The organism is Pseudomonas sp. K5002 (assembly GCF_013386655.1).
GTDB lineage: Bacteria > Pseudomonadota > Gammaproteobacteria > Pseudomonadales > Pseudomonadaceae > Aquipseudomonas.
Genome location: NZ_JACARK010000370.1, coordinates 1 through 3,469, shown reverse-complemented (window position 1 = coordinate 3,469; position 3,469 = coordinate 1). Strand labels below are relative to the sequence as shown.

The window sequence follows — 3,469 nt, the reverse complement described above, 5'->3', positions numbered from 1 at the left end:
ACCGAGCCCGCCCTGAGACCCGGGTGCAGCGCCGCCCTGCTGGCTGGACGAGGCCTGGCCCGCGCGCAGCAATTGTTCCAGTAGATCGCCGGTATTCATGGTGTCACCCTCCCAGGGCGCAGAGTTCCAGATCAACAACAATAGCTGCGCTGCGCGAGAACACCATGACCGCCCGGCAGGCTCGCATTATCATGGCGACGCCCCCCCATCGAGGAACCTCACGTGACCCGTACCGAGCAGATTGCCTTGATGGCGACCTATAACCAGTGGATGAACCGCAAGGTGTATGAAGCGGCCCACGGCCTGAGCGACGAAGACTTGATTGCCGACCGTGGCGCGTTCTTCGGATCGATCCTTGGCACGCTGAACCACCTCGCCCTGGGTGATCGCGTCTGGCTCAAGCGTTTCGCCGAGCATCCGGCAGGCTTTGCCGCGCTGGTACCGTTAGACGCGTTGGGGTTGCCGCCACGTCTGAATCAACTGGCCTTCGCCGATATCCGTGAACTGTCGGCCCACCGCGCCTGGCTCGACCAGCTCATCATCGACTGGGTGCAGTCGATCAGTGAGTCGGACCTGGATCAGCCCCTGCAGTACCACAACATGGCGGGCACGCCCATGAACAAGAATTTTCATGCCCTGCTCGTGCACTTCTTCAATCACCAGACCCACCACCGGGGCCAGGTGACAACGCTGCTGACCCAGGCCGGGCGCGACGTGGGCGACACCGACCTGCTGGCGCTGATGGACTAGTTCAACCGCCGCTGTACTCGGCGTACGCCTGTATCAGCGCGGGGAAATTCTCCCTCTCCGGGAGCTGCGCAAAGCTGTGCTGCGCCGGGGTAGTCGCCCACGGCAGCTTTTCACTGGTCCAGGTTTCAATGAATGGCACATAGCCGCTGGCGTCATCCAGCATGGTGGGGCGCAGGTTGATCAGATCTTCCACGCCATTGGGGCGGGAAAACATCCAACTCATGCAGTGGGGGCAGCAGTAGTGGCGGTCTACGCCATGCAACCCGCCGATCACCGGGTTGCCCTGGGTGATGGTGAATCCGTGGCTGGGGATCAGCGCGCTCAGCGAGAACGCGCTGGATGACATCTTCTGGCACCCGGTGCAGTGGCACGCCATGGTGATCAATGGTTTTTCGGTCACGGTAAAACGCACCCGGTCACAACGGCAGCCGCCTTCCTGGGACTCTTGATTGCTCATCTTCCACTCCAGTCACATTGTGTGTGTGACCGGAGGATAAACGAGCGGGTGCGTCGCGAACAGCGATGCCGGTTTCGTTACGGCACAAAGAAGTCCGTCGAAAATGCCAGGTCCTTTTGCGCTTCCAGTGCTGCCAGACGGTCGCTGAGCTGCTTGTGCATCACGGTGTAGGCGTCTGGCCCCAAGGCAATGCGCTTGGGCGCAGGGTGCTGGTCGACGCTGGCAAGCATGATCGCAACCATCTTGGCCGGGTCACCCGACGACACCGTCGTGCCGCCTTCGATCATCCGCCGTGCGTGGCTGGAAGGAGAACGGTCGTAGTCTTCCAGGCGTGGCGCCAGTTGCGCGCTGCGGTAGCGAAAACCGGTGCGGGCGCTACCGGGTTCGATGAGGGTGCAGCCGATGTTGAAACAAGCCACTTCCTCGCCCAAGGCGTCGACAAAGCCTTCAATTCCCCACTTGCTCGCATGGTACAGCGAACCACCCGGGAAAACGGCCTGCCCGCCCATGGTGGACAGTTGCAGGATCCGCCCGCCACCCTGGGCCCTGAGGTGGGGCAGCGCGGCGCGCAACAATTGAATGGAACCCAGCAGGTTGGTACCCAATTGATGCTCGATCTGCTGATCGGTCATCTCTTCTGCGGCGCCGAAAAGGCCGTAGCCTGCGTTACTGACCACCACCTCAATGGACCCCAGCGCCTTGAATGCCTGATCGACCACCCGGCGAATCGCCGGGGTATCAGTCAGATCCAACTCGGCCAGCCACAGCCTTTCGCCATGAAGCGCTCGCAGGTCCCCCATGCTCGCCAAATCCCGGACCGTGCCCGCAACGCGCTCCCCCCGTGCCAATAATTGCTCGGTCATCTCGCGTCCAAAGCCACTGTTGGCTCCGGTGATCAACCAAGTGCGTGATGTCATGATCAAACCCTCTGTAGTGACGTTGGAGACCCCAGCATATCCATCCGACCTAGACGATGAATGCGCTAGACTCCAATTTTTATAAGCAATCGTCTAAATCATGACTGATCCATTTTCCGAGTTGCTCACCTTCATGCAAGCCCGCTCCGTGATGTCCGGCGGCCTGGTGGCGGGCGGACGCTGGGCGATCGCCTTTCCACCGGCTACCCAATTGAAGTTCTGGGGCGTGTTGCGAGGGACGTGCTGGCTGAAGATCAAAGGCGAAAGCACGCCCATTGCGGTAAACGAAGGCGATGTGTTTCTACTGTCGGCCGAAAGGCCCCATGTCATGGCCAGCGACCTGAGTGCAACACCGGTGGATTTGCAACAGATCCTCAACAAGCGAGTGGGTGCCCTGGCGTATCACGGCGATGGGGATGAGTTCTTCATGATTGGCGGCAAGGTGGAACTCAGCCCTGACTCCGAACACCTGCTACGTGCAGCACTGGCGCCCTTCATCCATTTGAATGCCAGGACCCATGCGCTCGAAACACTGCATTGGTTGCTCAATCAACTGGTGCGTGAACGGGAGCATGATCGTCCGGGTGCAGCAGTGGCCTCATCGCAACTGGCGCACCTGATGTTCATCGAAATTCTGCGTTTGCATTTCGAAACCGCACCGCCGCTGTCCGGCAGTTGGCTGCGCGCCATGACCGACAAACGCCTGGCGCCGGCGCTGCGCCTTATCCATGGCGAGCCGGGCGAAACCAGGCCGTTGGAGGTACTGGCCAAGGCGTGTGCAATGTCGCGAGCCAGCTTTGCGGCCTACTTCAAGGACGTCGCCGGGGTCTCGCCGATGGCCTACCTCACCCAGTGGCGCATGCGTCTGGCAGCGCGGGCGCTGGCTGAGGGCAAACGCTCGTTGATCGAGCTCGCGCTCTCGCTGGGCTACAACTCCCAGAGCGCATTCAGCCATGCCTTCAAACGTGAGATCGGCCGCTCGCCGTTGCATTACCAGCAGGCGCTACGGGTGTCGACGGAGACGCAATACCCTCAAACGAACGCATGGAGCAGCGAACTGTCATAAAAGACAGAGCGGTGAACATCAGCCAATGGCTGCCTCGCCCTGCCCGCGCGCATCAGCAGATTACCGATGCGACGCATCCCCCAAGAAGGAGACGCTTACATGGTCATTCACTTCAAGGTCGCCGGGCATCTTGCCTGCGGTCATCACGGCAACAACCTCCCTTCCAGCACCGAGCTGAATCGGGTCAAGTGCCGTACCTGCCGTAACACCGAAGTCTTCAAGGAAGCCCGCCGCACCCAACGCAACGCCGCTCGGCGTGCCGCGCGCAAGTCCAAAACC

The 3,469-nt window shown here is 61.0% G+C and carries 4 protein-coding genes and 2 pseudogenes; 3 read left to right on the top strand and 3 right to left on the bottom strand.

Annotated features, from left to right (window positions below):
- Positions 1–99, bottom strand: a pseudogene (locus HX846_RS39610) (DUF533 domain-containing protein); the annotation flags it as partial.
- 123 nt (positions 100–222) lie between these two features.
- Here HX846_RS39610 and HX846_RS17725 point away from each other — a divergent pair.
- Positions 223–750 (top strand): DinB family protein, encoded by a 528-nt coding sequence (locus HX846_RS17725; protein WP_134326561.1) that lies wholly within the window; start codon positions 223–225, stop codon positions 748–750.
- Position 751: 1 nt separating this feature from the next.
- Here the strand turns inward: HX846_RS17725 and HX846_RS17720 are convergent, their stop codons facing one another.
- The gene (locus tag HX846_RS17720) at positions 752–1,207 is read right to left on the bottom strand and encodes a GFA family protein (RefSeq protein WP_003207766.1); all 456 of its coding nucleotides are present in this window, start codon (positions 1,205–1,207) and stop codon (positions 752–754) included.
- Positions 1,208–1,284: 77 nt separating this feature from the next.
- Positions 1,285–2,124, bottom strand: a complete 840-nt coding sequence (locus HX846_RS17715; protein WP_178965806.1) for an SDR family oxidoreductase — start codon at positions 2,122–2,124, stop codon at positions 1,285–1,287.
- Positions 2,125–2,224: 100 nt separating this feature from the next.
- Between HX846_RS17715 and HX846_RS17710 the strand changes: the two genes are divergently transcribed.
- Both HX846_RS17710 and HX846_RS17705 read left to right on the top strand, forming a co-directional pair.
- Entirely contained in the window at positions 2,225–3,190 is a 966-nt protein-coding gene (locus HX846_RS17710; RefSeq protein WP_178965805.1) for an AraC family transcriptional regulator, read from the top strand.
- A gap of 99 nt (positions 3,191–3,289) precedes the next feature.
- Positions 3,290–3,469: pseudogene (locus HX846_RS17705) on the top strand (hypothetical protein); the annotation flags it as partial.

Coding starts and splice junctions, on each gene's coding strand:
- HX846_RS17710 (WP_178965805.1), top strand. CDS start 2,225: ATGACTGATCCATTTTCCGAGTTGCTCACCTTCATGCAAGCCCGCTCC.
- HX846_RS17720 (WP_003207766.1), bottom strand. CDS start 1,207: ATGAGCAATCAAGAGTCCCAGGAAGGCGGCTGCCGTTGTGACCGGGTG.
- HX846_RS17715 (WP_178965806.1), bottom strand. CDS start 2,124: ATGACATCACGCACTTGGTTGATCACCGGAGCCAACAGTGGCTTTGGA.